The organism is Ornithinimicrobium ciconiae, from assembly GCF_007197575.1.
Taxonomy (GTDB): Bacteria; Actinomycetota; Actinomycetes; order Actinomycetales; family Dermatophilaceae; genus Ornithinicoccus; species Ornithinicoccus ciconiae.
Genome location: NZ_CP041616.1, coordinates 1,722,496 through 1,746,693, shown reverse-complemented (window position 1 = coordinate 1,746,693; position 24,198 = coordinate 1,722,496). Strand labels below are relative to the sequence as shown.

Here is a 24,198-nt window from a genome sequence, read left to right as displayed (position 1 = left end):
CCCGGCCGCTGTCAATCCCGCCTGACCTGCGGTTTTGCCGCCATCTGTCGCCGCTGCGGCCTGTCCTGGGCAGCAGCCCTCCGCTTTCCACCGCGTATCCTGTGGAAATGGCTGGTCGAGGATCTCATGAGGCACCGGAGAGTGACGGCCCAGCAGGGTCCTCCCCCGGCACACGTCGACGGTTTGGCGCGCGCCGCCGGGACCTGCTCGAGGTGATCCGGTCCAGCCCGGGGGGCATCGGCATCAAGGGACTGGCCGACCGCACCGGGGTGCACGAGAACACCGTCCGCTTCCACCTCGACCGGCTCGTCGACGACGGTCAGGTGGAGCGGCGAGCGGCTCCCTCCGGCGGGCCTGGTCGCCCGCCGCTGCGGTTCGTGGCCCGACCGGAGACGGGCCGGGAGAACTACGAGCTGATCGCGCGGGTGCTGGCCGGACACCTGGAGTCCCAGCGCGAGGACCCGGGTGAGTTCGCCCGGCAGGCGGGGAGGGCGTGGGGGCGCAGCTGGGCGCGTCCCGGCATACCTGACCCTGGGTGGGAGCCCGCCCTGGAGGGGCTCACCCAGACTCTCGACGGCGCCGGCTTCAGCCCCGAGATCGTCGGGGAGCGCGACGCCGAGCAGGTGGCGGTGCGCGTGCACCACTGCCCGTTCCTGACCCTGGCACGGCAGGACCAGGTCGTGCCCTGCGGCATTCACCTGGGGCTGATGGAGGGAGCGCTGGAGGCTGCCGGCGAGGACGCCACGGTGACCCTGCACCCGTTCGACACCGACACCACCTGCTTGGCCGTGCTCACCCGGTCCGCCTCCTGACCGGCGCGAGACTCAGACCTGGGGCGGGTGGCTGGCGACCAGTGGGGTGTCGGCACCGATGGCCCCGAACTTCGCCGCTCCGCCCGGTGAGTCCAGCGGGTCCTCGCGCCCCGACAACGTCTCGAAGAAGAAGTCGGCATTGTCCTGCAGATAGGGCATGAACTCGGTCGGCAGGTCGTCCTCGTAGTAGATCGCCTCCACCGGGCACACCGGCTCGCACGCGCCGCAGTCCACGCACTCGTCGGGGTGGATATAGAGCGCGCGCTCCCCCTCGTAGATGCAGTCCACCGGGCACTCATCGACGCAGGCGCGGTCCACGACGTCGATGCAGGGCTGGGCGATCACATAGGTCATCGGACGACCTCCTCACGGCGACTCTTCACTCCTCCCACTATTCACGATAAGTTTTGGAGAAACAAGAGTCTGGTGCGTTCGGACACGATCGGAGAGCATGGACCATGGAGAACACCCTGACCGAGGCGCTTGAGCGGGAGCACGACGAGATCGACGCGGGGCTCGAGGCCTTTGGGGAGGGCCTCGATGCCGGCAACTTCCGGGAGGACGAGCTGACGCGGGCCGCCCAGGCGTTGCGGCGGCACATCTATCTCGAGGAGACCTTCCTCTTTCCACCGCTGCGGGCCGCTGGGATGCTCCCGCCGGTGCTGGTGATGCTGCGCGAGCACGGTGAGATCTGGCGCACGCTCGACGCCTTAGAGGACGAGGTGGCCATCCTCAAGGCGAGTTCGGCCGCAAGTTCTGGCACTGAGACGGTCACTAAGACGGGCACTGAGACGGGCACTGAGACGGGCACAGTCGCTGGCAGCAGCACTGGCGAGGGCGTTGGCACTGACACGGGCGCGCATCCACTCCCCGGCTCAGGTGCCGCGGCGGACCACTGCCACGACCTCCTGGAGATCCTGGCCGAGCACAACGCCAAGGAAGAGCCGATCATCTATCCCCAGGGAGACATCGTGCTGGCCCCGGACGTCAAGGCGGATCTGCACGACTGGATCCTGGAGGGCACCATGCCGCAGGGGTGGGTCTGCGAGCAGGCCTGAGCAGCCCGCTGCTCAGGTGGTCGGCTGCTCAGGCGGTCGGGCGCTCAGGTGGTCGGCGGCGCGGCGGGCAGGCTGACGCGGAAGGTCGTGTCCCCCGGCTCGGACTCGATCTCGATGGTGCCGCCATGGCGCTCGACGACGATGCGGCGTGCGATGTCCAGTCCCAGGCCGGTCCCCTGCCCCACCGGCTTGGTCGTGTAGAAGGCCTCGAACGCACGCTCGGCAACGGCGCTGGGCAGGCCTGGCCCGGAGTCACCGATCTCGACGACCACACCACCATCGGCGCCGCCCCGGGTGGTCAGCCGCAGGGTCCCGGTGCCCCCCATCGCGTCGAGGGCGTTGCCGATCAGATTGGTCCAGACCTGGTTGAGTTCACCGGCATAACCCTCGATGCGGGGCACGTCGGCATACTCCTTGATCACCTCGAAGGTGCCCTCCCGCAGGCGGTGCCCCAACACCAGCAGGGTGCTCTCCAGACCCTCGGCGACCGCCAGCGGCTGCAGGGCGGCGCGGTCCACCTGGGAGTAGGACCGCACGGCGGCGACGAGTTCGGAGATCCGCCGGGTCGACTCGGTGATCTCCGCGCGCAGCACCGTGGACTGCAGGCTGGCCACGATCCAGTCCAGGCCGGCCTGTAGCGAGCGCCGGTCGACGGCACTGCCGAGGCGGTCGCACCACTCCTCGTCAGCATTGGCCGAGGCGAGCACTGGGGCCAGCGACCAGGTGCGGTCGACGCCGGCGGACTCCAGCCGCTCGGCGAGGCTGTCCTCGATTTCGGACAGGTCGACATACGCCGGAGCAGGTCGGGCGGCCAGCTCACGACGCAACTCGTCGAGGGCCGTGAACTGTTCCGGGGCGATCCCGTGCGCGGCCAGCTGGCTCAGCGAGGCAAACAGGGTCTCGTCGGCGGCACCGAGGGCTGCGGTGGCTCGCGTCGCGGCCGCGGACGGGTTGTTGATCTCGTGGGCGAGTCCCGCGGCGAGCTTGCCCAGGTTGGCCAGGGAGTCGCGCTGCCGGGCCGTGGACTCGACATACAGCGCCATGCCGTAGACGCCCTTGATGAGGTGACTGCCGAACGGGAACCACTGCGCGGTGAGGTCCCGCAGCGACGTCGCCGGCACCCGCAGCATCCGCCCGGCCTCCAGGCCGCGGGCGCTGGCCAGGAAGCGGCCGGTCTCCACCCAGGCGCGGAATCCGCCGGCCCACCGGCCAGGGGCGTCCATCAGACCGACGACCATGTCCTCGCGCTCGGTGCGCCGCACCAGCTCCACGACCCCGTCGATCAGCACCCACCAGTCGTCGGCGCGGGCACCCTCGGCCCACAGCAGGTCGCCAGGGCCGAAGGCGACCTCCTCCCCCGCGGCGAGCAGCGCGTTCAGCTGCTCGGTGCTCAGGCCGTCAAAGAGCTCGATCGGTTGCAGGTCAGCGGCGTCCACGAGCTGCTCCTCAGGGGGTGAGATGTTTCCGGTGGTGACGGGGTCCTCAGATGGTGGCCAGATAACGGTGGACGAAGTGCACCGCCATGGCACCCTCGCCGACGGCGGAGGCGACGCGTTTCATCGAGTCCAACCGCACATCGCCTGCGGCGAACACGCCCGGCAGGCTGGTCTCCAGGGCGAAGGGGCCGCGCGGCTGGGTCCACGCACCGTCGACCGCGTGGAGCATTTCGGGGCCCGTGAGCACAAAACCCTTGTCGTCTCGGGCGACCAGCTCCCCCAGCCACTCGGTGCGCGGCACCGCACCGATGAAGACGAACAGCCAGCTCGTGGCCACTTCCTCAAACTCCCCGGAGTCCCGGTCACGCAGCGTGAGGGACTCCAGGTGTCCGTCACCGCGCGCGGAGACCACCTCGGTGCGGTGGCGCACGGTGATGTTCTCGGCGGCCAGGATCCGGTCCACGAGGTACTGCGACATGGAACTGCGGATGTCGCTGCCGCGCACCAGGACAGTGACGTGCGCGGCGTGCCGCGACAGGTTGAGCGCCGCCTGGCCTGCCGAGTTGGCGGCCCCGATGAGAAAGACCTCCTCACCGGCGACCTGGATCGCCTCGCTCGCCGTCGCGCCGTAGTAGACACCGCGCCCGGTGAACTCATCCACCTCGGCGGCGCCCAGCCGGCGATAGGACACCCCGGTCGTGACGATCACCGACCGGGCCTCGATCTCACCCTGGCCGTCCAGCAGCACCGCCCGCACCGGTCCGCGCTGCTCCAGGCCGGTCACGTCGCGAGCCACCACCATCTCGGCGCCGAACCGGACCACCTGGGCCACGGCCCGCTGGGTCAGGTCCGAGCCGCTCAGGCCCCGCGGGAAACCCAGGTAGTTCTCGATGGCGGCGCTCTGCCCGGCCTGTCCCCCCGGCGCCTCACGCTCGACGATGACGGTCTGCAGTCCCTCGGAGGCTGCATAGACGGCCGACGCCAGACCGGCCGGTCCTCCACCGACGATGCACACGTCATACAGCGGTTGCTCGGCGCGGGTGCGCAGCCCGAGACCGTCGGCCAACTCCATGCTCGAGGGGCAGCGCAGCGTGGCACCGTCCGGCACGAGCACCAGCGGCAGGTCCTCAACCGAGGCACCGGCAGCCTGACGCAGCCGCTCCCCCTCCTCACCCTCCTCGATGTCGACCCACCGATAGGGCACGTGGTTGCGGGCCAGGAAGGTCTTGGTCGCGTGCGCGCTCTCGGACCACCGGTGGCCCACCACGCGCAGGTCGGACGTCGGGCTCGGGTGGGCCCGTCGCCAGTCCTCGAGCAGGTCGTCCACGACCGGGTAGAGCCGTTCTTCCGGCGGGTCCCAGGGCTTGAGCAGGTAGTGGTCCAGGCCGACGTCGTTGATCGCGCGGATCGCCGCGTCGGTGTCCGCGTAGGCCGTGAGCAGCAGCTGTTTGGCCGTCGGCGCCTGGGGTTGGGCCCGCTCCAGGAACTCGATGCCGGTCATCACCGGCATGCGCTGGTCGGTGACGATCAGGGCGACGGGTTGGTCGCGCAGCGCGAGACGGTCCAGGACGGAGAGCGCCTCCGCACCGGAGGTCGCCCCGAGCACCCGGTAGTCCTTGCCGTAGCGCTCGCGAAGATCACGGGTGATCGCTGCGGAGACCATGGGGTCGTCGTCAACGGTCAGAATGGCGGGTTTGCTCATGCAAGACCACTTCCGTCGTCACAGGAGAGTGCCGCCAGTCTAGGACGGTCGGTGACCGGCGCGATAGGGGCGGCAGACGGGACGGCCCGGGCACACCGCAGTGCACCCGGGCCGTCCCGGTGGTCAGGGAGAGGTCAGCGCCTCACTCGTCGACGTCCTCGGCCTTGACGGCCAGCACCGGGCAGGAGGCGTCGAGCAGGATCCGCTGGGCGTTGGAGCCCAGGATCAGCTTGCCGACCGGGGTGCGGCGGCGCAGCCCGATGACGATGAACTCGGCGCCGGACTCCTCGGCGATGGCGATCAGGTCCTCGCTGGGCTCGTTGCCACGGACCAGTGCCCGTACCTCGTGCTCGATGCCCTCGGCGTCCAACTGTTCCTGGACCCGGCCGAGCTCGGTCTCGAAGCGCTGCGCCTCCTTGGCGTCGAAGTCACGGCCCCCGCGGTGGGAGTTGACCACGATCAGCTTGAGGTGCCGCAGCGACGCCTCCTGAGCCGCGCGGCGCAGCGCGGCCCGTCCTTCCTTGGTGGGCACATATCCAACGATGATCGTCATGTCATCACTCCCTGTCAGTGGTGCGGCCTTCTGCGAGGAGGCTACACGCACCGGGACCAGCTGGTGCAGGCAACCTGCCAGGTCAGGCCCCGCGGACAAACGGTCCCGGCGGCGGTGGGATGGCCGCGCGCAGCAGGTCGTTGGTCAGGACCGCCAGGTGATAGTCCGGATCCACCTCCCGTGCCCGCTCGATCGCGATATTGGCGACCGTGCCCTGGTTGATGGCCCAGGCGACCTGACCCGTCACCGTGAGGATGGGAGCGGCACAGTCGTCCCGCACCAGCCCGCACAGCGTGACGAGCCGGTCCAGCCGCGCCCGGTCCCGCAGTCGGGACACCGGCAGGTGCCGGACAAAGGCAGCCAGCACGTCGGGTGGCAGCAGCCCGGGACCGAGTTGTCCGGGGGCCACCCACGCGATGAGGGCGTCGCGGAATCCCCGGTCCCACAGGAAGACGAGTCCCTGCGCGACCACCGCCGGCGGCAGGTCCGTCACCGCCGGTCCCTCGGGCGTGGGGTCCAGGAGTCGGCGCCAGGCCAGCGCTGCCCGCTCCAGGAAGCGATCAGCGACCTGGGGCTTCCCCGCTGGCCCGGACCGGGGCCCGGTGCCGGCCGAGCCGTCGTCAGGCAGGGCGGCGGCGAAGCGGGTGAGGTAGGCCTCGATCTCCTCCGCGAGGCTCGCCTGTCCGGTCGCATCACCGCCACGGATCACAGCCGTCAGCTCCTCGCGCGAGGGTCCGGTGCAGGCCCCGTGCCAGATCAGCTCGGCCGCAGCCGGGACCCGGTCTGTGGAGGGGAGTTCACGCCATACGCCAGGGTCATCCTGGCCGGGGCACAGGGCGAGCCAACGGGTGGAGCGAACCCGCGCGAGCTGATAGACGCCGGACCCCAGGGACACACAGGTGCTCGCGACGGCCGCCAGGATCGCGGTCGCGTCCTCGTCGGCCTCATAGGAAAGGGCCCCGACGAGGCCGGGCTGGTGCTGCCACACGATCTGGTGGATCGCCTCGAGGGTCTCCTCGAAGGCCCCAGCGTCCTCGGGCAGGTCCATGCGGCAGATGAGCCTGATGCGGCCCGCGGGTCGGGCCGAGGGTGACCCCTCGTCCGGACCTTCCAGGAAGATCAGCACGAGACTGCGCTCCGGGCGGTAGCCCAGCTGCAGAGGCACTGTCGCGATCAGCTCGGCCATGCCGCGGACTCGGATATCAGTGGTCGTCATAGAGCCACCCTTCCGACGGGTCGACCCCGTCGAAAGGGTGGCGAGCAACTCTGTGGACAGGTCCGCAGCCTGGCGGACCCGGTGGATAACCGGTGCTCAGGCCTCGAGCTGGGCGGTGGCCATCTCGGGGAACTCGGTGCGGGCCTGGTCCGCGATCCGGTTCATCAGGAAGGCATCCAGACCGGCGCCGATCCCGCCGCCGACCACCGGCACCGCACGGGTGAACCGGCTCACGGACTTGGCGCCCATCTTGGTCGCCAGACGGAAGCCGACGCCCTTGTTGATCACCATGACGGCCGCCTTGGGCAGGCGCTGCATCGCGACCTGCGCCAGCCGTCCAGTGCCGGCGACCCCGGCCTTGGACAGCAGGTCCTGGCTGTCCGCGCCGACCAGGGTCAGCAGGACGGCGGCACGCACCTCGGGCCGCTCCAGGTCGTAGCCGCGGATCGTGGCGATGCTGCCCACCATGCGGGTGGCCAGCACATAGAACTCGATGATGTTGGCCGGCAGCGAGACGACCAGGGTGAAGATGCCTCCCACGCCGGTGACGAACCCACCGACGGCGCTCATCTTGATGTGGCTGCGCACGATCTTGTTGATCGCCTTCTCAGGATGCCCACCCTTGTCCTGAAGGGCCTCCTCGACGACACGGGCGACGGAGTCCAGCGGCCCGAGTCCGTCGATCCCGACGTCCATCAACTTGCCCACCAGGGCGTTGGCGGTCTTGGCGGTGACGCCGCTCTCCTCCAGCGCCTCCGCTGTCTCCGGCTCGTTCTTGTCGCTCCCGAACAGGCCCACAGGCCCTCCTGTGCGTCTCGGCCGCTGCTTGCCCGCGGCGCTCCGCGACTCATCCTGCCACCCGCGGGGCCAACACGCGGCCTTCGCGCTGACCGTGCCGTGCGCTAGATTTCCCGGCATGGGTAATGGGGAGAAATCGTCTGCCGGTCCGTCCAAGGCATTGGGGGCCCTCGCGGCCCTGCTCGCCGTAGCAGGTCTGGTCCTCGTGGGCCTCGGACTCTACGGGGTGCTCAACACCGCCACGCCGAACATGCAGGGCATCAATTCTGGGCAGACCGTCTCGGTCCCCGCCTCGGGCATGTCGCTGTGGGCCGAGGAGGACATCCGCGATGACATCGTCTGCCAGGCCGGTGACGCCACCATGGAGCGACCGACCTCGACCTACTCGGTGATGGTCGGCGACCGCGAGTTCTTCGAGGTGGCCCGCACCCCGTCCGACCTGGACGCCGACAGCCACGTCGTCACCTGCCAGGGCAGCGACGCGGCGGTGTATGTCGGACCGAACGCCGCGCGCACCACCGCACCCGGGCTGATCGGCCAGCTCGGCCTGCTCATCGGAGCTATCACCCTGGGCGTCGCGGCGCTGCTGGGCCTGGGTGCGCTCCTGACACGCCGCAAGAAGGCCACCCCGGCCGACGCCGGCGCCTACCAGTACAGCTCGCACACCGGCTCCGCGGCCGGCTACCCGGAGCAGAGTCACCAGCAGGCGGGTTACCAGCAGGGCGGCTACGAGCAGGGCGGCTATCAACAGGGCGGCTACGAGCAGGGCGGCTATCAGCAGGGCGGCTACGCCCCTGCGGGCTATGCCCAGCCGGATCACCCGCAGACCTACCCACCCGCCCAGGGCTATGACCAGCAGGGTGGCTACGACCAGCAGCCGTATGCCGGTGGCCAGGACCAGGGCCAGCAGGGTGGCTACGGCCAGCAGCCCTACTCCACCGACCAGACCCAGGGTTACGGCCAGGGCGGCTACGCCCAGCAGCACGACCAGACCCAGGCCTACCCGCCCGCCCAGGGCTACGACCAGCAGGGTGGCTACGGCCAGCAGCCCTACTCCACCGACCAGACCCAGGGTTACGGCCAGGGCGGCTACGCCCAGCAGCACGACCAGACCCAGGCCTACCCGCCCGCCCAGGGCTATGACCAGCAGGGTGGCTACGGCCAGCAGCCGTATGCCGGTGGCCAGGACCAGGGCCAGCAGGGTGGCTACGGCCAGCAGCCCTACAGCACCGAGCAGGGTCAGGCTGGCTACGGGCAGCAGCAGGGCGGCTACGACCCCGGAGCCGGCCAGCCGGCTCCGGCACCGGGGAGCCAGCATGGACCGGGGAGTCAGCAGGGACCGGGAGGGCAGACAGAGGGTCCAGGTGCCCCGAGCACCGAGGGCTCTCCCTCCTCCGGCGCCACTGCCTGGAGCCCGGGTCAGCCGGTGCCCGGTCCTGCGCCGGACGAGGCGGGTCAGGGTCACGAGGCGTCGACCCCGCCGCAGGACACCGGCCAGGAGGGTGACCAGCCACGCGAGGGCCAGTCCGACTCCGACGGAGACGACTCGGGCGGAGACGACCCGGGCGACGCGGATCAGGCTACGCAGCAGTTCCCGCCCCCGCCGCCGCGGTGGGACAACAACGCCTGAGGACCTCCACCGAGGTTCCCCACGGCATACGAGAGGGGCCAGTCGACATCTCGACTGGCCCCTCTCGTGTGCCCGGCTGCCCCGTGTGAGGCACCCGGGTCGCCCGCCTAGACCTCGGGTGAACCCTCGTCGGAGACCTCGCGCAGGAAGTCCTCGAACTGGGCGCCGATCTCGTCGGCGCTGGGCAGCTCGGCGGCCTCGGCCGCGAGGAGGCTGCGCTTGCGCTGCCCCTCCACGAACCGGTCATAGCGCTGCTCGAGGGCGGACACAACCTCCGCGGCCTCGTGGTTCTCGGCCAGCTCCTTGGTGATCTCGGCCCGGTTCAGGCCGGCGGCCGCCACGAGCTCCTCGCGCGGCAGGGCTGCACCGGTGTAGCCCGCCAGGGTGTCGAGCGCAGCGACTGCCGCGTCACCGAAGCGCGCCTCGGCCAGGTAGTGGGGCACGTGCACGGCTGCGCCCATCGTGTCGACACCGGCTTCGCCCAGCCGTAGGTGCAGCAGCGCCTCGGCGCTGCCGGGGACCTGGACCTGCCCGAACAGCGGCTCCACGTCACCGATCAGTTCGCGGTCACTGGCGAAGCGGGTCACGCCGATCGGTCGGGTGTGCGGCACCGCCATCGGCACGCCGTGGGCGGACACCATCCGACGCACTCCGAAGCCCAGGCACACCTGGTGCACGGCCTTGGTGAACGCCTCCCAGTGGAAGTCCGGCTCCATGCCGTCGAGCAGCAGGAACGGCTGTCCCGACCGGTCGATCACGCGGTAGAGGGTCAGCGACGGCTCCTCGAACGAGCTGTAATTGTCCCGGTCGAAGGTCATCAGGGGGCGTCGCGAGCGGTAGTCGATCAGGCTGTCCATGTCGAACGAGGCGACGACGGTGTGCTCGAGGTGCTCCAGCAGGTGCTCGGTCACCTGACTGCGCACATTGCCCGCGTCCATAAATCCCTCGAGTGACACGTGCAGCAAGGGCGCGTGCTGGGGCTGCTGGGCAGCCTCGGCTTCCAGGTGGTAGAGCGAACTTGGCTCGATCACGTCAGTCCTCCTCAGGTCTTCACACCGCACAACGCGGCAGGTCCTCGCGGGATTCCCAGCAGTATGCCGTCCGGTACCGACGCTGACGCCCTCCGGTGTCGGCCCTGTCGAGAACAAGCACCTGACCGCGCGCCCTGTCGGGGTCGGGTGATAGGAAAGATGGCATGACTTCAGCGTCGACGGCGACCGGCACCATCTTCCACGACCTCGACCACTACGTCGCGATGCCGCGGCTGGGTGGGCTGGCGATGAGTCCGGACGGCACCCGACTGGTCACCACCGTCAGCACGATCACCGCGGCGGGCACCGGCTATGCCACGGCACTCTGGGGAGTCGACCCGCAGGGCGAGGGCCCGGCATACCGCATCACGCGCAGCGCCAAGGGCGAGGCAGGGGCGGCCTTCAGCAGCACCGGGTCGCTGCTGTTCACCTCGGCGCGCCCCGACCCGGACGCCGAGGACGACTCCCCCGAGGCCGCGCTGTGGGAGATCCCGGCCGGCGGTGGCGAGGCCCGGGTGGTTCTCTCCCGTCCCGGCGGCGTCGGTCAGGTGCTGTGTGCCCACGACGCCGACGTGACCGTAGTGCTGGCCGGGCAGCTCCCCGGTGCCACCGATGAGGCCACGCACGCCGCGATCCACAAGGCCCGCAAGGACGCCGGCGTCCAGGCGATCCTGCACGACCGCTATCCGGTGCGGCACTGGGACGCGGACCTCGGACCCAGCGCCCCCCAGCTGTTCGTGGCCGAGCCCGCCGAGCAGGAGACGCCCGCGCGGCCGACCACGACCGACCACGTCCCACCACTGCGGCTGCGCTGGGTCAGTGAGGGCGTCGGGGCCACGATGCGCGACCACGCTCCCGCGATCAGCCCGGACGGCACCTTTGCCGTGGTCTCCCTGACGGTGCCCGAGGCACGAGGCAACCAACGAACGCAGCTGGTGCGCATCGACCTGACCAGCGGTGAGCGCAGTGTCCTGGCCGATGAGCCGGGGCACGAGTTCTCTGCCCCGCTGATCAGTCCGGACAGCACGCGGGCAGTGATCGTGGTCGATCCCCAGAGCACCCCGGAGCGCGCGCCGCACCCGCAGCTGCACCTGCTCGACCTGGACACTGGCGAGCGCACCCTGCTGGCCGGGGACTGGGACCGCTGGGCCACTCCCGCCGCGTGGCTGCCGGATGGCAGCGCGGTGCTGGTGATCGCCGACGACAACGGCCGGTCCCCGATCTTCTCGATCGAGGTGGCCACCGGTGCGGTGCGTCAGGTGACCGCGGACGACGCGGCCTACAGCGAGGTGATCGTCTCCCCCGACGGCACCCGGGCCTATGCCGTGCGCTCCAGCTATCTCTTCCCCTCCGAGGTCGTGGCGATCGACCTGTCCACCGGCGCGGTGACCCCGCTGCCCGGACCGGTGGAGCGTCCGGAGATCCCTGGCCGGTTGGAGGAGGTGGAGACCACGACCGAGGACGGCACCCGGGTGCGCGGGTGGCTCGCCCTGCCCGAGGGCGAGGGACCGCACCCGTTGCTGCTGTGGATCCACGGTGGGCCGCTCGGCTCCTGGAATGCCTGGACCTGGCGCTGGAACCCGTGGCTGATGACGGTGCAGGGTTATGCCGTGCTGCTGCCGGACCCGGCGCTGTCCACGGGCTACGGGCAGGACTTCATCCAGCGCGGGTGGGGTTCGTGGGGCGTGGCCCCCTACGAGGACCTGATGGCGATCACCGACGAGGTCGTCGCCCGGGCGGATATCGACGAGTCACGGACCGCCGCGATGGGCGGGTCGTTCGGTGGCTACATGGCCAACTGGGTGGCGGGCCACACAGATCGCTTCTCGGCGATCGTGACGCACGCCTCGCTGTGGGCGCTGGACCAGTTCGGCCCCACGACTGATGCGGCCTTCTACTGGCAGCGCGAGATGACGGCCGAGATGGGCAGGGACAACAGCCCGCACGCCTTCGTGGACAAGATCGTCACCCCGGTGCTGGTGATCCATGGCGACAAGGACTACCGGGTGCCCATCGGCGAGGGGCTGCGGCTGTGGTACGAACTCCTCGCCCACTCCGGTCTGCCGGCCGGGGACGACGGTTCGACCGTGCACCGTTTCCTCTACTTCCCCGACGAGAACCACTGGATCCTCTCCCCCCAGCACGCCAAGGTCTGGTATCAGGTGGTCTCCAACTTCCTGGCCCAGCACGTCCTCGGCGACGAGGCTGGGGAGCTGCCGGTGGAGCTGGGCCGGTCGGCACCGAGCGCCAAGCAGCTGCGGGCGGCGGCCGCCGCCCAGGAGGAGGACGAGAGGCAGGACGGGTCCGCAGCGAGCAGCTGAGTGACCAGCGGCGCTGAGCGAGCAGTGGGGCGAGCAGTGGGGCGGGCAGCACGACTTCGGGCCCACGACTTCGGGCCCACGACTTCGGGCCCACGACTTCGGGCCCCGACGCCTCACGGAGTGAGGCCGAGTCGGGGCCCGAAGGGAGTGTGCTGAGAACTAGCCGATCTTGATGACCTGCGTGCCGGCGAACTGGTCGTGCCAGCCGCGACGTCCCACCGCGTCGCCATTGATGCCGACCGCGATGAGGATCATCGCCGCCAGCTGGGCGAGCCCAGCCACGATGCCGCCCACGAGCGGGATGATGCCCAGCACGCTCAGACCGACCCAGGCGTTGCGCTTGAGCGCCTCCTCCATCGTCGGGTTTCCACCGCCCTGACCCCGGGTCTGCAGCTTCATCGCCATCTTGCCGATGGTCTGTCCGCGGCTGGACTCCATGAAGGCGAAGTAGCCCAGGTAGATCGCGGCGATCAGCACCGAGCTGACCACCCCGACGAGGAAGCTGCCACCGCCCAGTCCATACATGCCCCCGGAGCTGTTCATCAGGACACCGACGATCAGGAACGAGACCAGGATCATGTTGACGACGACGAGGATGACGAAGTCAATGAGCTTGGCCAGGAACCGGTCGGTCAGGTTTCCCGGCTGGCCCACCCCGCTGGCCACGCCCCCATAGGCGCCCGCCGGCGGGTACCCGCCCTGCGGTCCCTGCTGGTATCCGCCCGATTGCTGCTGGTAGCCACCTGCTGGGGGTTGCTGCTGGTAGCCCTCTGCGGGGGGTTGCTGATAGCCGCCTGCGGGCGGTTGCTGCTGGGAGCCCCCCTGCGGAAATCCGCCCGGCTGCTGCTGATCACCCGGTTGCTGCTGGTAGCCACCCGGCGGCGGTGGTGCCCCGTGGGGCTGGTTGGGCGGGGTCACAGGGTCAGACATAGAGCACCTCTGAACTTGACACGGGACGCCCCCGCGTTCCAGGAGGGACGCGTCGATCGCGCCGCCTGGGCGCAACTCCCGCGAAGCCTAGTGGTGATCGCCGCTTAGGGGAAGGGCCTGTGCGGCAGCACATTTCCTGATCAGGTCCCTGAGTTGGCGCTGGTGGGGCTCAATCGATCGCCGACGAGGTCGGACGCGGGTGCGGAATCCTGGACCGGTTCGGCGGGCTCCGTTGGCCCGGTCTCGACCCGCTCCGGCAAACGGTTCGGCATCAGCAGCACGAGGCCCACGACGACCAGTGCCGTGGCCGCACCGAAGACAAAACCCCAGCGCATGCCCTCCACGGTGGCCTCCAGGGGTGCGGTGCCGTCGGCCACAAGACGGCTCGCGCGGGCGGTCATGATGGTGATCACGATGGCCGTGCCCAGCGCACCGGCGACCTGCTGCAGGGTGCCCAGGAGCGAGCTCGCGTGCGAGTAGAGGCGGGCCGGGACATCGCCCAGGCCCAGGGTGAACGTCGGGGTGAAGACGGCCGCCAGGCTGACCATCAGCACCAGGTGGGCGGTCAGGATCTGCCAGTAGGGCGTGCTGGTGCTGATCAGCGTCAGCGATCCCATCGCCAGCGCGACGCCGATCGCCCCGGGGATGATCAGCATCCGGCTGCCGTAGCGGTCGAAGATCTGGCCCACGCGCGGTCCGAGCAGACCCATCGCGATGCCACCGGGCATCACGAGCAGACCGGTCTCCAGTGCCGTGAGCCCCCGCACCTGCTGCAGATACAGCGGCAGCAGCATCATCGCCCCGAGCATCGCCATGAAGCTCACCGACAGCAGGAGTACGGCCCGGGTGAACACCGGGTGCCGGAAGGTGCGCAGGTCCAGCAGCGGGTTGCCGCGCCGCTGCAGCACCAGCTGGCGCACCACGAAGAGGACGATGGCCAGCACGCTCCCGCCGACCATCAGCCACGGCTGGGCACCGAGCCCCTGACCAAACCTGCTCAGGCCAAAGACCAGCCCGCCGAAGCCGACGGCTGCGACCACGACGCTCAGCCAGTCGATGGAAACCTGCTGTGGCTCACCCACATTAGGCAGCTTGCGCAGTGCCAGGACGGTGACGACCACGGCGATCGGGAGCACGGTGAGGAACATCAGGCGCCAGGAACCAAGGCCCAGCAGCAGACCCGACACCGCTGGTCCCAGCGCTGGGGCGACGGACATCACCAGCGTGACATTGCCCATGACCCGGCCCCGGTTCGCCGCTGGCACGACCGTCATCAGCGTCGTCATCAGCAAGGGCATCATGACGGCGGTGCCGGAGGCCTGGACGATGCGGGCCCCGAGCAGGATCGGGTATGTCGGCGCGAGGGCTGCGAGTGTCGTGCCCAGGATGAAGACGGTCATGGCGGTCGCGAACGCGGCTCGGGTGCTCACCCGTTGCAGAAACCACCCCGTCACCGGGATCACCGCAGCCATGGTGAGCAGGAACGCGGTGGACAGCCACTGTGCCGCGGCCTCGTCGATGTCGAGTCCGACCATGAGCTGCGGGATCGCGTTCATCATGATCGTCTCGTTGAGGATCACCACGAAGGCGGCAGCGACCAGCCACAAGACCACGGCCGGGGTGCGCTCCGCCGAGACTGATACGGGTGCGGCAGACCTGCGCGCAGACATAGTGGTTCCTTTGTCATGGATGGGTGGGGTGGTGCTCACAGCAGTGCTGACCACTGCCGGGTGCCGCACTCATCGGCGGTCCCCTCGATGGTGCCCCCCGAGGCCGCCGACAGCAAACGATTATCGCTCGCCGCCCACCCATTTTAAGGGAGGTTTCGTCGGCGGATCACGTCTCTTGGGAGGGGTTTCGTAGGCAGGTCACGTCTTTTAGGAGGGGTTTCGTAGGCGGGTCGCCCGGCGGCCGGTGCCGGACTGCGCCGAGTACCGGCGGTGAGGAGTACCAACAGTCAAGTGTTCTGGCAGTCAAGAGTTCTGGCAGTTAGAGGTACTGGCAGTTACGAGTACTGGCGGTTGGACCAGGTCGTGTCGTAGACCTGGCCGGGGATCGCGTCGCCGTTGCGCTCCCAGTCGAGGAAGTCGTCGGTCGCGTTGACGATCGTCACGGCGAGCCAGCCGACCACGAGGGCGTCGTCACCGAGGCCGCCGAGGAACAGGATCGCCTCGGGCATCAGGTCGATCGGGCTGACGACATAACCGACGGCGGCCAGCATCATCAGCAGCTTAGAGCCGTCGACGCCGGCGTAGCGCTTGGTCATGATGGCGCGAATCATTCGCGGCAGGGCGGCGAGCCGCTCCCCCAGGCCAGGAGCACCGGGGCGGCTGGCAGAACGAATCGCGGTGGCGACGCCCATCAGGGCGCCCCAGCGCAGGGGTCGGCGTGCAGCGTGTGCCAAGGTCGGCTCCGTTTCGTGCGGCGCGAGGACGGCGGTCCTCGCTTCGGGAAGGTTAACGAACGTGGTGCCCGCAGGATTCCCGCACTACATTGAGTTCTGTCGGTCCCCACGGGAAGTGGTGCGCCATGCTGGCGAAGCAGTTTGCCCCGTTGTTCGGTCTCGCCGTGCTCCTGACCGCCTGCGGCTCTGACTCACCCGAGCCGGTGCCCCCGGACGCGACGACCCCGGACAGCCCGAGCCCCGAGGCAGGTGCACCGGTCGACCCCGGCACTGAGACGGAGGGCCCACCCACCGCTGCTGACGGCGCGCAGGGCTCGGGGTGCACGCCCACCTCCGAGACCACGCTGCCCGACGGACGCTGGTTCGGGCTGGTCGCCTCGACGACCGAGTCCTCGATTGAGTTCGATCTGGCGTGCTGGTTCACGGGCGACGCCGCCATCGCCGCCGCAGAAAGTGCCGGCGAGGAGCCTCCGCCCAACGACTACTTCGTGCGCAACAACAACGAGCTCACCCGCGAGCTGCCAGTGGCCCAGGACGCCGAGGTCACCTTCTATCTCTCAGGCGACCCCACGTCCGAGGTGCAGGGCGACGTGCCGGCCTGGCGCGGCATACTCAACGATCGCGGCATCCCGTTCGGGATCTGGGTGCAGACGTCCGGGGGCGAGGTGACCAGCGTCGAGGAGCAGTGGGTGCCCTGAGCCGCTCGCAGCCCGCCTATGGTTGCCCCATGGAAAAGCACGCGGGCAGAGGAGTTCTCGTCACGGGGGCCTCACGGGGTGTGGGGGCGGCGACCGCCCGGGCGTTCGCCGAGCGCGGCGACCGGGTGGTGGTGCACTACCGGGGCGCGGAGGAGCGCGCCAGGGAGGTGCTGGAGTCCCTGCCCGGCGAGGGCCACGGCCTGGTGCGCGCCGACCTCGCGTCACCGGAGGAGACGCAGGCACTGGCGGCGCAGGGCGTCGAGATCCTCGGGCGCATCGACGTGCTCGTCAACAATGCCGCGCTCTTCCTCGACCCTGGCGCAGGCGGCAGCCGTCGTGGGGACCACCGCCTGACGGACACCGACTATGACAGCTGGGTGCGGGCCTGGCGGACCACGCTGGAGACCAACCTGATGGGGCCGGCCAACCTCACCTTCTGCGTGGCCCGGCACATGCTGGAGGTCGCCCCCGCCGAGGGCAGCCCCGCCGGGCGCATCGTCAACGTGGGGTCGCGCGGTGCCTATCGCGGCGAGCCGGACGTCCCTGCCTATGGCGCGAGCAAGGCCGGGCTGCATGCCTTCGGCCAGTCGATGGCCATCGCCCTGGCACCGCACGGGATCGGGGTCGTCTCCATCGCGCCGGGTTTCATCGCCACGGACATGGCCGCCGGCTTGCTGCAGGGCGCCACCGGCGACGCCATCCGCGCGCAGAGCCCATTCGGTCGGGTCGCGACCCCGGAGGAGGTGGCCGAAGCCGTCCGCATGCTGGCCGAGCCCGGTGCCGAGTGGATCTCCGGCGCCGTCGTCGACTTCAACGGGGCCAGTCACCTGCGCTGACCCAGGTGTGGGGAGGTTTTGCCCGCCTGCCGCGCCTTCTTGGGGAGGTTCGGTACGCCCCTGCACCCCAGAAGCAACCGATCCGTGGCCCCAGCCGGTTTGATGGTCAGGAGCAAGGAGGCCACATGCGGGAGCCGGACGGATTCCGGGAGTTCGTGCAGGGACGGTCACCGTCCCTGCTGCGGACCGCCTGGATGCTGACCGGTGACGCAGCGGCCGCCGAGGACCTCCTGCAGACAGCCCTGGCCCGGACCTGGCCGCACTGGTCACGGGTCAGCCAGGGCCACCCCACGGCCTATGTGCGCCAGGTGATGGTGCGCACCAACGCGAGTTGGCGCGCCCGTTTCTGGACCCGCGAGAAGCCGACGGACCTCACCGTGGCTGGTGCCGGCATACCGACCGAGGCGTATGCCGACCCGGACCCGAGCGACTCCGTCACCGACCGTCTGGTCCTGTTGGACGCACTGGCGCAGCTGCCGGTGCGCCAGCGCCAGGCCGTGGTGCTGCGCTATTTCGACGACCTGTCGGTGGAGGCCGTCGCCGAGATCATGACCTGCTCCCCCGGGACGGTGAAGAGCCAGACGTCCAAGGGGCTCACCAGGTTGCGGCAGGTCATCGGCGAGGACGCCCTGGTGAAAGGGACTTGTGATGGATGAGACGGAGCGCGTGCAGGTTGAGCAGATCAGGGACCGGCTGCAGAGCCTCCCCCCTGACCTGATCGACCCCATCGACCGGTTCGAACGGATCGGTGAGCGGGTGCAGCGGCGGAGGGGTCGGCAGACGGCCGTTGCGGTGGGTGGCGTGGTGGCGGCCGTGGCCCTGGCGGTGCCCGTCGCGGCCCAGTTGCTGCCCGAGACCGCCGAGATCATGCCCGGCGGAGGAGTGGTGGAGACCACTGGACCGACGGACACCCACGCACAGGACAGGGGCTACGGCGGGACGGAGGTGACACACCTCAGCATCCCGGTGACGATCACCGGCACCGGGACGGTGACGGTGGAGCTGGGTGATCGACCCGAGGGTGCCAGCGGTGTGGGGATGGTGCTGGACTGCCTGAGCGCCGGTGACTTCACCTATCCTGACGGCGCGGGCATGATCTGCGACAGCGCGGAGGCCGGGACCGAACTCACCGGGGCGGAGGACTTCGAGTCCGCGGCCTACGTCGTCAGCCTCCCCGAGGGTGCCGAGGCGATCAAGATCCGGGCCACCGAGGGTTCGTCCTGGCGGCTGACGGCGTCCTACGTCAGCACTGAGGTGACCGAGTGGGGCGTCAACGCCAAGGGCGAGACCTTCGGCGTGGAGAACGTCAACGGCTCCCCCGACCTCCTCGCTGTCATCGCGACCAACGGCAAGACCGGCTACGCGTATGTGGCGGGGATGAATGCCGCCTGGGGCCCGCAACCGACCTCGCCCGAGCACGCCCTGCAGATGCAGGAGGAGCGCGCGGGACAGACCGTCAGCGTGCCGGTCTATGAGTCCGACGGGGAGACGGTGATCGGCGAGTTCGTGATGGGCGGCACCGACGATCCGGCTCAGCTCGGCGACGAGGCCACAGTCACGACCGGTCCCTGAGGGAGCGCCGCGTCTGCGTGATCTGTGGGGTGCACAAGCGGTCACCGGTGACCGGTTCTGCACCCCACAGGCAGGAGGCCGACCCGCGCACGCCAGGATCGAAAGCCCGCAGGCTCAGGCCAGGCCCAGGTGGTGCGCCTCCTCCCACAGTTCGTCACGCACGCGCGGGTGGGCGGCGGCCTCGATCAGGTTGGCCGCCTGCTCCCGCTCGCTGCGCCCAAACAAGGGGGCCACGCCCTGCTCGGTGACGATGGCCGAGGCCTGGAACGAGGTGACCGGCTCGTCCAGCAACGGCACGATCGTGGACACGTCGGCCTTGGGGTGCCACGACCGCAGCGCCATGATCGCCTGCCCGCCCGGCGAGTGGAGCGCGCCGACGATGAAGTCGGTCTGCCCACCGATGCCGCTGTGGATCCGGGCGTTGATCCGTGAGGCGTTGGCCTGGCCGAACAGGTCCACCTCGAGAGCGGTGTTGATCGAGGTCATCAGCCGCTGCTGGGCGATGAGTCCGGGGTCGTTCGTGCGCTCGGTGCGCTGCAGGTGCACGCGTCGGTTGCCGTCGAGCCAGGCATAGAGCTCGGGCGAGCCGAAGAGGAACGACGTGGTCAGCGGATGCTCTGCGTCCAGGGCCCCGGCAGCGTCCAGGTCGAGCACTCCGTCGGAGAACATCTCGGTCCACAGCCGCAGCCCACGATGCCCGGTGAGGGCGGCGAGCGCCGCGTCGGGCACCGCCCCGATGCCCATCTGCAGGGTGGCGCCGTCCGGCACCATCGCGGCCACCTGCTCACCGATGGCGAGCGCGTCCTCACCCAGGGGTATGCCATCCGGCGGGGAGGGCAGTCGGCTGCCGGCCTCGAGGACCAGGTCGAGGTGGTCTACGGGAACCAGCGCGTCGCCATACGTGAAGGGCATCTGGTCGTTGACCTGCCCGATCACCAACCCGCCACGTGCCCGGCAAGCCTCGATGGCCGCCGGGAGGACGTTGACCTCGATGCCCAGGGAGACCATCCCATCGCGCGGCGGTGCGCAGTGCAGCAGCACCACGTCCACCGGCAGCGCCTCGCGGAACAGCACCGGGACCAGGGAGAGTCGGGAGGGGATGTAGCGCAGGTCGGGGTGTCGGCGCTGCCCGGCCCCCACGAAGCAGGTCTCGGCGACGACACCGTCGCGTTCCGGGATGCCGGGCGGTGCGTTGAGCAGGTGCAGGGTGTAGCTCTCGACCTGCTCGTCGAGCAGACGGACGAGCTCCCACGGCACGCAGTGGTTGCCGGAGACGACCACCCGTGGATGGTCGGGCAGGGCGCGGAGTCTGGCGGCCAGGGTGGCGGTGTCGACGCTGATCACGGGTCCAGTCTGGCGCAGTCACCGGTGCACGGCGGACACCACGGGCTCAGTCCCGCTCGATCACCGACATCACATTCCCGGCCGGGTCGCTGAACCAGGCGATCAGGGGGCCGCCCCCGCGCTGGATGCCCAGCTCGTCCTGCTCCATGCCGTCGTAGCGCAGGAACTCCACACCGCGGTCGGTCAGGTCGCGGACCGCGGCCTCGACGTCCAGCGCCGGCAGGTTCAGCACGGTGTAGGTGGCCGGGACGTGCGCCTCCCCCTTGTCATAGACGAGGGTCTTGTGCCGGCCAGCATCCAGGAAGAGCAGGGGCATCTGCTCGGGACCGTCGACCACCCGCAGGCCGAGGGTGTCGGCATAGAAGGACCGGGCGGTCGCCAGGTCGTCGGCGGAGAAGCCGCCGAACGCCTCGTCGGCCACCACCCCATGTGCGGGCGCGGTGCCGGTCTCGTTGGTCTGCATCTGTGCCAGGTGCTCCGCGCAGAGCTGGATCACCTGGACGTGGTTGCCGTCCGGATCCTGGGCCGTCGCAAAGAGACTGCCCTCACGGTCCTCCAGGGGCGCCACCCAGGTGCTGCCCGCCGCCTCCATCCGTGCGGTGACGGCGCGGGCGTCGTCCACGTCAAAGTTCAGCAGTGTCCTGGCCGGGTCGGGGTGGCTGGCCTGCACGTCGTCGCGACCGTCGAGGAAGAGGTAGAACCCGCCATACCCCAGGATCCGGTAGTCCCCCTGTCGGTCGTCGCTGTCCGGTGGCAGCACCGTGGTGTACCACTGGTGCAACCGGTCCGGGTCGGTCGTGCCGAGCATGATGCTGCCAAGGGTGGTCATGAGTGCTCCTTCGTCGTGGGGGCCGGTCGTCGGCTCCTCATCAGTGCTGACCACGCTGGTGGGGCGAAGTCATCGCCTGGTCTTGCGGGGTGCCGTTGGGCACCCTCGCAGCCGGCGTGCCTAGCATGGAGCCATGGACGAGGCGCGCACCCCCTGGGCAGCAGCCCAGCGTCGGGCGTTCGTGCGCGGTGGGCTGGCGGCCGCCGTCGCCACGACGATCGCGCTGCTCTTCCACCTCATGGCCGGCGGCGCGATGCCTGCCCTGCCGGGCCTTGTCATCCCGCTGCTCCTCGCGATCAGCGTCTGCATCCTGCTCGCCGGGGTGCGCCTGCCGTCGCTGCGGTTGCTGCTGTCGGTCGGCGCGAGCCAGCTGCTCTTCCACAATCTCTTCATGCTCGGCGCCACCGACGCGGACGCGGCGGAAGCGCACGCGCACCATGCCACCGGGGCAGCGGCCACTCAGACCGGCACCTCGGTGTGGATGGTCGTGGCCCACCTGGCAGCGGCACTATTGACTGCGGCGGCTCTGCGGCACGGTGAGCTGATCCTCGCTCGCCTGAGTTCCGCGGTGCGACACCTGGCGTGGCGCTTCCTGCACCCGGTCACGACCCTGCCCGTGCGCCCCACCACACCCGCGGCCCGGCTCGTCGACGAGCAGGCCTGGGTGCCCACCATCCACCTGGCGGTGCACACCTCCCTCGTGCGTCGCGGACCACCGATTCCTCTGGCAGTTCCGACTCCCTAGCGTCGCGGCCGGTGCCTGTTGTTGCCGGGACCGTCGGCGCCCTTCGACGTCTCCGCACCGGAGGTGACGACCAGTTGCCTCCATCGGGCGGAGCCTGCCCAGAGGACAACCCATGCATACCCGTTTCCGGCGCGCTGTGACGTGCCCAGTTCCATCCATCCCGCATCTCATCCTCGGTGCCCTGGCGGCTCTGCTCGTGGGCGCCGTGCTGCTCGGCACCGGCTCAGCGGCATACGCCCACGACACCCTCACCGACAGCAGCCCCGCCGAGGGCGAGACCCTGCAGGAGCCACCGACGCAGGTGCAGCTGACCTTCTCCGCCGAGGTGCTCGACATGGGCGCGGCCGTGGTCGTCACCGACAGCGACGGTGGCTCCTGGGAGGCGGGTGAGCCCACCGTCGACGGCCGGGACGTCACCGTCCCCCTCCGGGAGGGCCTGCCCAACGGCTCCTTCGAGGTCACCTGGCGCGTCACCTCCTCGGACGGGCACCCCATCTCCGGCGTGACCCCGTTCACGGTGGACGCGCCCGAGCCGGAGACCGCGGAGCCGACCACCACCGAGCCGACCACCACGGAGCCGGCACCGACGACCGGTTCGGAGACCACGGAGCCGACAACGGAACCGGCCACCGAGCCGACGACCGACCCGGCGCCCACGACGGCGGACGCGGCGGAGGACACCGACGACGAGGCCGACGAGGCCTCCGGCGGATTCCCGTGGCTGCCGGTCGTGATCGTCGTGGCCCTCGCGACCTTGGCGTATGTCGTGGTGCGGGTCATGCGTCGCGGCGCCCCTGAGCAGGGCGGCGACCGCTGATGCGCACGACACGGCGCCGGTGACGGACGGAGACGTCGTGCAGACACAGTCCGGCGACCGGCGACTGCTCGCACCCTTCGTGGTGGCAGCCGGCCTGGTCGGACTCTGGGCCTCGTTCGAGCTGGTGCTCGCCAAGTTCGTCAGCCTCGACGACCCCGAAGCGGCGTTGGGCTGTGACTTCAGCATCGTCGTGCAGTGCGGCGCCAACCTGACCTCAGACCAGGGCGAGGTGTTCGGGTTCCCCAACCCGTTGCTCGGGCTCGCGGGGTTCGTGGCGCCGGTGGCGGTCGGGGTGGCCCTCCTGGCGGGGGCCACCTTCGCCCGCTGGTTCTGGCTGCTCTTCCAGGCCGGCATCACCGCCGGCCTGGCGTTCGTCCTCTGGCTGATCCACCAGAGCATCTACGTCCTGGGCACGCTGTGCCCCTGGTGCATGGTCGTGTGGGCCGTCATGATCCCGATCTTCCTCACCGCCACCCTGCGCAACGCCGCGGCCGGGATCCTCGGGGACGGCCCACGCCGCGCCGGTGCCTACCTACTGACCTGGCTGGTCCCGCTCACGCTGGGCAGCTACCTCATCATCGCGCTCCTCGCCCAGCTGCGGCTGGACGTCCTGCGCTACCTCTGACCACTCTGCAAGGAGACGTGACCGACATGGCACGGAAGAAGAAGACCGAACCCCAGTCCGCGCGCGAGCGCATCCGAGAGCAACAGCAGCAGGCGGCTGCGCGCAACCAGCGGATGACGATCGTGTTTCGCTCCCTCATCGGCGTGGCCGTCCTCGCTATGGCCGCGGTGGTGACCGCCATCGCGCTCAACCAGGGCGGTGGCGCGTCCGCCACCCCTGCGAACATGACGGACGACGGCATACTGCTGGCCGGGGAGGCCGGCAGCATCTCGGCCGACGACCCGGCCGGGGCGCCCGGTGACGTCCCTGGCGTGAGCCTCTACGTCGACTTCCAGTGCCCGCACTGCCTGACGTTCGAGCACACGAACATGCCGTTCCTGAGCGAGCAGGTCGAGGCCGGGACCATCACGGTGGCGGTGCACCCGGTGGCGCTGATGGACAACGCGAGCCAGGGCACGCAGTTCTCCAGCCGCGCCGCCAACGCCGCCGCGTGCGTCGCCACGCACCAGCCCGGGACCTTCCTGGACGTCACCCAGGGCCTGTTCGACCTGCAGCAGGCCGCGGCGCAGGGCAGCGTCAACGACGACGTGCTGACCCAGGCGGTGAGCGAGGCGGGCGCCGACTCCTCCGACACCCGGGCCTGCATCCTGGACCGGGAGTATGACGGGTGGGTGCGTGACGCGACCGACCGCGCCCTGGCCGACCCGGACCTGGCAGGGCCGTCGGGCCGGTTCGGCACGCCGACGGTGCTCATCGAGGGCGAGCGCTTCGACGGCGAGCAGACGCCGGAGGGCCTCGCCGCGGCCCTCGGTCTGTAGGCCCACCCATTCTTGGGGAGGTT

Annotated in this window: 24 protein-coding genes; 12 read left to right on the top strand and 12 right to left on the bottom strand. The window is 70.1% G+C overall.

From position 1 onward, the window contains the following. The first annotated feature begins 107 nt into the window (after nt 1-107). Nucleotides 108-812, top strand: a complete 705-nt coding sequence (locus tag FNH13_RS07960; RefSeq protein WP_143782964.1) for a helix-turn-helix transcriptional regulator — start codon at nt 108-110, stop codon at nt 810-812. A gap of 12 nt (nt 813-824) precedes the next feature. Here the strand turns inward: FNH13_RS07960 and fdxA are convergent, their stop codons facing one another. After that, nucleotides 825-1,166 (bottom strand): ferredoxin, encoded by a 342-nt coding sequence (fdxA, locus tag FNH13_RS07955; RefSeq protein WP_143782963.1) that lies wholly within the window; start codon nt 1,164-1,166, stop codon nt 825-827. Nucleotides 1,167-1,270: 104 nt separating this feature from the next. Here fdxA and FNH13_RS07950 point away from each other — a divergent pair, with 104 nt between their 5' ends. Then, the gene (locus tag FNH13_RS07950) at nt 1,271-1,870 is read left to right on the top strand and encodes a hemerythrin domain-containing protein (protein WP_143782962.1); all 600 of its coding nucleotides are present in this window, start codon (nt 1,271-1,273) and stop codon (nt 1,868-1,870) included. Between the two features lie 44 nt (nt 1,871-1,914). Here the strand turns inward: FNH13_RS07950 and FNH13_RS07945 are convergent, their stop codons facing one another. The 5 genes from FNH13_RS07945 to FNH13_RS07925 all read right to left on the bottom strand — a co-directional run bounded on the left by FNH13_RS07945 (nt 1,915) and on the right by FNH13_RS07925 (nt 7,575). Continuing rightward, a complete protein-coding gene (locus FNH13_RS07945) occupies nt 1,915-3,306 on the bottom strand; it encodes a sensor histidine kinase (protein ID WP_143782961.1) in 1,392 nt (463 codons plus the stop codon). A 46-nt stretch (nt 3,307-3,352) separates the two neighbouring features. Further along, nucleotides 3,353-5,008, bottom strand: coding sequence for an FAD-dependent oxidoreductase (locus FNH13_RS07940; RefSeq protein WP_143782960.1), 1,656 nt, complete (start codon nt 5,006-5,008; stop codon nt 3,353-3,355). A gap of 142 nt (nt 5,009-5,150) precedes the next feature. Continuing rightward, entirely contained in the window at nt 5,151-5,561 is a 411-nt protein-coding gene (locus FNH13_RS07935) for a universal stress protein (RefSeq protein ID WP_143782959.1), read from the bottom strand. A gap of 82 nt (nt 5,562-5,643) precedes the next feature. After that, entirely contained in the window at nt 5,644-6,777 is a 1,134-nt protein-coding gene (locus tag FNH13_RS07930) for a DUF4192 domain-containing protein (RefSeq protein WP_143782958.1), read from the bottom strand. Between the two features lie 96 nt (nt 6,778-6,873). Continuing rightward, a complete protein-coding gene (locus FNH13_RS07925; protein WP_228266649.1) occupies nt 6,874-7,575 on the bottom strand; it encodes an EcsC family protein in 702 nt (233 codons plus the stop codon). Nucleotides 7,576-7,693: 118 nt separating this feature from the next. Here FNH13_RS07925 and FNH13_RS07920 point away from each other — a divergent pair, with 118 nt between their 5' ends. Beyond that, nucleotides 7,694-9,205, top strand: coding sequence for a hypothetical protein (locus tag FNH13_RS07920; RefSeq protein ID WP_143782956.1), 1,512 nt, complete (start codon nt 7,694-7,696; stop codon nt 9,203-9,205). A 107-nt stretch (nt 9,206-9,312) separates the two neighbouring features. Here the strand turns inward: FNH13_RS07920 and FNH13_RS07915 are convergent, their stop codons facing one another. Next, the gene (locus FNH13_RS07915; RefSeq protein ID WP_143782955.1) at nt 9,313-10,236 is read right to left on the bottom strand and encodes a PAC2 family protein; all 924 of its coding nucleotides are present in this window, start codon (nt 10,234-10,236) and stop codon (nt 9,313-9,315) included. 164 nt (nt 10,237-10,400) lie between these two features. Here FNH13_RS07915 and FNH13_RS07910 point away from each other — a divergent pair, with 164 nt between their 5' ends. Continuing rightward, entirely contained in the window at nt 10,401-12,557 is a 2,157-nt protein-coding gene (locus FNH13_RS07910) for a S9 family peptidase (protein ID WP_143782954.1), read from the top strand. Nucleotides 12,558-12,716: 159 nt separating this feature from the next. On the opposite strand, the gene FNH13_RS07905 is transcribed toward FNH13_RS07910, so the two are convergent. The 3 genes from FNH13_RS07905 to FNH13_RS07895 all read right to left on the bottom strand — a co-directional run bounded on the left by FNH13_RS07905 (nt 12,717) and on the right by FNH13_RS07895 (nt 15,891). Further along, a complete protein-coding gene (locus FNH13_RS07905) occupies nt 12,717-13,487 on the bottom strand; it encodes an RDD family protein (protein ID WP_165700057.1) in 771 nt (256 codons plus the stop codon). Between the two features lie 140 nt (nt 13,488-13,627). Next, complete coding sequence (locus FNH13_RS07900) at nt 13,628-15,157, bottom strand: MDR family MFS transporter (protein WP_143782953.1); 1,530 nt, start codon at nt 15,155-15,157, stop codon at nt 13,628-13,630. Between the two features lie 335 nt (nt 15,158-15,492). Beyond that, nucleotides 15,493-15,891, bottom strand: coding sequence for a YkvA family protein (locus FNH13_RS07895; RefSeq protein WP_228266648.1), 399 nt, complete (start codon nt 15,889-15,891; stop codon nt 15,493-15,495). A gap of 125 nt (nt 15,892-16,016) precedes the next feature. Here FNH13_RS07895 and FNH13_RS07890 point away from each other — a divergent pair, with 125 nt between their 5' ends. The 4 genes from FNH13_RS07890 (at nt 16,017) to FNH13_RS19015 (ending at nt 18,997) form a co-directional block, all read left to right on the top strand. After that, complete coding sequence (locus FNH13_RS07890; protein ID WP_143782952.1) at nt 16,017-16,589, top strand: hypothetical protein; 573 nt, start codon at nt 16,017-16,019, stop codon at nt 16,587-16,589. 29 nt (nt 16,590-16,618) lie between these two features. Beyond that, complete coding sequence (locus tag FNH13_RS07885; RefSeq protein ID WP_143782951.1) at nt 16,619-17,425, top strand: SDR family NAD(P)-dependent oxidoreductase; 807 nt, start codon at nt 16,619-16,621, stop codon at nt 17,423-17,425. Between the two features lie 125 nt (nt 17,426-17,550). Then, entirely contained in the window at nt 17,551-18,081 is a 531-nt protein-coding gene (locus FNH13_RS07880; RefSeq protein ID WP_143782950.1) for a SigE family RNA polymerase sigma factor, read from the top strand. Then, nucleotides 18,074-18,997, top strand: a complete 924-nt coding sequence (locus FNH13_RS19015) for a hypothetical protein (RefSeq protein WP_165700056.1) — start codon at nt 18,074-18,076, stop codon at nt 18,995-18,997. Before FNH13_RS07880 ends, FNH13_RS19015 begins: the two co-directional genes overlap by 8 nt. 114 nt (nt 18,998-19,111) lie before the next feature. Here the strand turns inward: FNH13_RS19015 and FNH13_RS07870 are convergent, their stop codons facing one another. Next, a complete protein-coding gene (locus tag FNH13_RS07870) occupies nt 19,112-20,341 on the bottom strand; it encodes an acetyl-CoA hydrolase/transferase family protein (protein WP_143782949.1) in 1,230 nt (409 codons plus the stop codon). 46 nt (nt 20,342-20,387) lie between these two features. Further along, nucleotides 20,388-21,170 (bottom strand): VOC family protein, encoded by a 783-nt coding sequence (locus FNH13_RS19815; protein WP_143782948.1) that lies wholly within the window; start codon nt 21,168-21,170, stop codon nt 20,388-20,390. 133 nt (nt 21,171-21,303) lie between these two features. Between FNH13_RS19815 and FNH13_RS07860 the strand changes: the two genes are divergently transcribed. The 4 genes from FNH13_RS07860 (at nt 21,304) to FNH13_RS07845 (ending at nt 24,175) form a co-directional block, all read left to right on the top strand. Beyond that, a complete protein-coding gene (locus FNH13_RS07860) occupies nt 21,304-21,915 on the top strand; it encodes a hypothetical protein (protein ID WP_143782947.1) in 612 nt (203 codons plus the stop codon). 112 nt (nt 21,916-22,027) lie between these two features. Then, nucleotides 22,028-22,732 carry a copper resistance CopC family protein gene (locus FNH13_RS07855; protein ID WP_143782946.1) on the top strand — a complete coding sequence of 235 codons (705 nt, stop codon included), beginning with the start codon at nt 22,028-22,030 and terminating at the stop codon, nt 22,730-22,732. Between the two features lie 37 nt (nt 22,733-22,769). Further along, nucleotides 22,770-23,357 carry a vitamin K epoxide reductase family protein gene (locus FNH13_RS07850; RefSeq protein WP_143782945.1) on the top strand — a complete coding sequence of 196 codons (588 nt, stop codon included), beginning with the start codon at nt 22,770-22,772 and terminating at the stop codon, nt 23,355-23,357. A 26-nt stretch (nt 23,358-23,383) separates the two neighbouring features. Beyond that, entirely contained in the window at nt 23,384-24,175 is a 792-nt protein-coding gene (locus FNH13_RS07845) for a DsbA family protein (RefSeq protein ID WP_228266703.1), read from the top strand. Nucleotides 24,176-24,198 lie beyond the last annotated feature (23 nt).

Bases quoted from the DNA above. Each gene is read 5' to 3' on its own strand.
- FNH13_RS07950 (WP_143782962.1), top strand. From the start codon at position 1,271: ATGGAGAACACCCTGACCGAGGCGCTTGAGCGGGAGCACGACGAGATC.
- FNH13_RS07905 (WP_165700057.1), bottom strand. From the start codon at position 13,487: ATGTCTGACCCTGTGACCCCGCCCAACCAGCCCCACGGGGCACCACCG.
- FNH13_RS07935 (WP_143782959.1), bottom strand. From the start codon at position 5,561: ATGACGATCATCGTTGGATATGTGCCCACCAAGGAAGGACGGGCCGCG.
- FNH13_RS07860 (WP_143782947.1), top strand. From the start codon at position 21,304: ATGGACGAGGCGCGCACCCCCTGGGCAGCAGCCCAGCGTCGGGCGTTC.
- FNH13_RS07910 (WP_143782954.1), top strand. From the start codon at position 10,401: ATGACTTCAGCGTCGACGGCGACCGGCACCATCTTCCACGACCTCGAC.
- FNH13_RS07900 (WP_143782953.1), bottom strand. From the start codon at position 15,157: ATGTCTGCGCGCAGGTCTGCCGCACCCGTATCAGTCTCGGCGGAGCGC.
- FNH13_RS07855 (WP_143782946.1), top strand. From the start codon at position 22,028: ATGCATACCCGTTTCCGGCGCGCTGTGACGTGCCCAGTTCCATCCATC.
- FNH13_RS07845 (WP_228266703.1), top strand. From the start codon at position 23,384: ATGGCACGGAAGAAGAAGACCGAACCCCAGTCCGCGCGCGAGCGCATC.
- FNH13_RS19015 (WP_165700056.1), top strand. From the start codon at position 18,074: ATGGATGAGACGGAGCGCGTGCAGGTTGAGCAGATCAGGGACCGGCTG.
- FNH13_RS19815 (WP_143782948.1), bottom strand. From the start codon at position 21,170: ATGACCACCCTTGGCAGCATCATGCTCGGCACGACCGACCCGGACCGG.
- FNH13_RS07960 (WP_143782964.1), top strand. From the start codon at position 108: ATGGCTGGTCGAGGATCTCATGAGGCACCGGAGAGTGACGGCCCAGCA.
- FNH13_RS07920 (WP_143782956.1), top strand. From the start codon at position 7,694: ATGGGTAATGGGGAGAAATCGTCTGCCGGTCCGTCCAAGGCATTGGGG.
- FNH13_RS07890 (WP_143782952.1), top strand. From the start codon at position 16,017: ATGCTGGCGAAGCAGTTTGCCCCGTTGTTCGGTCTCGCCGTGCTCCTG.
- FNH13_RS07880 (WP_143782950.1), top strand. From the start codon at position 17,551: ATGCGGGAGCCGGACGGATTCCGGGAGTTCGTGCAGGGACGGTCACCG.
- FNH13_RS07930 (WP_143782958.1), bottom strand. From the start codon at position 6,777: ATGACGACCACTGATATCCGAGTCCGCGGCATGGCCGAGCTGATCGCG.
- FNH13_RS07940 (WP_143782960.1), bottom strand. From the start codon at position 5,008: ATGAGCAAACCCGCCATTCTGACCGTTGACGACGACCCCATGGTCTCC.
- fdxA (WP_143782963.1), bottom strand. From the start codon at position 1,166: ATGACCTATGTGATCGCCCAGCCCTGCATCGACGTCGTGGACCGCGCC.
- FNH13_RS07885 (WP_143782951.1), top strand. From the start codon at position 16,619: ATGGAAAAGCACGCGGGCAGAGGAGTTCTCGTCACGGGGGCCTCACGG.